Origin of the sequence: Enterobacter mori LMG 25706 (assembly GCF_000211415.1) — a bacterium.
Lineage (GTDB): Bacteria > Pseudomonadota > Gammaproteobacteria > Enterobacterales > Enterobacteriaceae > Enterobacter > Enterobacter mori.
Window position 1 is genome coordinate 817,873 of record NZ_GL890776.1, and the last position, 1,929, is coordinate 819,801.

Here is a 1,929-nt window from a genome sequence, read left to right on the forward strand (position 1 = left end):
GAAAATATGCTTTATAACACCGGCACCATCGCCATTAACGGAAACACAGCAACCGGCACCGGCACGAACTGGACGGCTCCTGCCAGCCAGGTTCGCGCTGGCCAGACGATTATCGTGATGTCTAACCCGGTGCAGCTTTTCCAGATTTCATCCGTGAACAGTGCCACGTCAATGACGGTTACGCCTGCCGCTTCCCCGGCGCTGAGCGGCCAGAAGTACGGCATTCTGATATCAGACAATATCTCTGTCGACGGCCTGGCGCAGGCCATGTCACAGCTCATCAAAGAGTACGACGAGAATATTGGCGCGTGGGAGACGTTCGCGACTACCTCAGCAAACCAGAGCATCACGGTAACCATAAACGGCACCCCCGTGACTATCCCCGGCATCGGCAAACTGGCGCAGAAAGGTAGTAACGGCGCGCTGGCTGTTGCTGACGGCGGTACCGGGGCAACAAAGGCAGAAGACGCTCGCACAAACCTCGGTTTAGGAGATGCGGCAACAAGGGGAATCACCAGCGATAAAATTTCTCCGGGTTCTGGTTCCTCAACATTGCCTACGGTAGGCTCTCTTGGGTTGGGAAACCCAAGACATATTGATAATTTTTCTGATACCAGTTTGTTGGGGTTTGGAAGATATACAGGATCTACAATAAATAATCCTGGTGGTTCGGGTGTTGGCCTTCAGCTCCAATTTGATGGCTCACCATCCTTATCCTGGTTCGTCTGGACTACAGATGGTCAGGCATTTATTCAGACGACTCATCAGCCTGGTGGCCAGTATCTGTGGAAAAAGGTATACACGACTGCAAACACTACAGTTGCATCTGATGGCAGCATTAAAGCTGCCTCACCAGTTGCCAGGATCGTAGCGAGCCAGGATACATGTCAGCGCGCTGATATAACGAAGGATGGTTTTGTCTGGTGCGGGTGCGGCACAGCGAATGCTGAGGCGGACCGAGTACCCCTTTCTCGCCTCGATATCGGCGTTTATGCGCTTAATGGTTCAGCAGGCCTGGCGTCTGAAGGATGGAAACTCCTTCCGCCAATGGACCCTGGCGGCATGGGAGAATTGGGTGTGGTTGAAGCTGAGCAAACCGACAACGGCGAGCTGACAATCCGCCTCTTTAAGCGCAAATACACGCTGGGCGATGACGGAGAGATCATCAAAGCGAAAGGAGAGCCGATGGATGTCCCGACGAACAGCTGGATCGATGTTCGCCTGGATATGCCCGGCGATTCTTTGTTTAACCAGCGGATGAACCAGGCGCAGGATTTTTAGCGTCTTCCTCTAAAACTCTGACACGGTTTGCCAGGGCTTTGATTGATGCCAGCGCATCGAGCAACATGGGGGTCTGGTCGAGGTGCAGCAGCCCACCAATTTCTTTGACGTACTCAGGGTCGATAGTTTCAATCTGCTGAGAGATAACGCCACGACGTGGGGTCTGGGTTTCATCGTCCTTAAAAGTAAAGTGCTTAAACTCCATCCTGCAAATATTTTGCAGCGCCTCTTCCAGCTCGAGGTCATCACCGATGTTTTTCATAGTTCTGTCAGACACAGCTGAAGTCATGATCTCCTTCCATGGACACCATGCATCAGTGTTGTAGCCCCTGAAAAAAAATCTTCCCGCATCGGTTTTGCTGGCATAAGGCAAGCAAAACTGCGTTAAGGCCGCGTCAGCAATTCGAACATAATTTTGAACATATCCATACCAACTGGTGATAGGTCCTGAGGTTGATTTCGCCATATCTAAAAGCAAACGGTAAGTGCCTGGTTCAGTGAGGTTGTTGAAATTCGTCCCGTCAGGTGCAACCGCCATATCTGTTTTAAAGGCTCTAGCATCACCTGATGGTAATCCGAACGCGCCTACCTGCATGACGTTACCTGAAACCGTTCCGACGTCCATCGTGGCGCTACTTCCTAAACCGA

At 51.7% G+C, this 1,929-nt stretch carries 2 protein-coding genes; one reads left to right on the plus strand and one right to left on the minus strand.

Translation table 11 applies throughout. The features are described from left to right. The first annotated feature begins 6 nt into the window (after positions 1 to 6). The gene (locus ENTMO_RS26275) at positions 7 to 1,281 is read left to right on the plus strand and encodes a phage tail fiber protein (RefSeq protein ID WP_029485102.1); all 1,275 of its coding nucleotides are present in this window, start codon (positions 7 to 9) and stop codon (positions 1,279 to 1,281) included. Here ENTMO_RS26275 and ENTMO_RS24690 read toward each other — a convergent pair. Then, the coding region (locus ENTMO_RS24690; RefSeq protein ID WP_010431844.1) for a pyocin knob domain-containing S74 family peptidase at positions 1,247 to 1,929 on the minus strand (683 nt) is incomplete at its 5' end. The genes ENTMO_RS26275 and ENTMO_RS24690 overlap by 35 nt on opposite strands.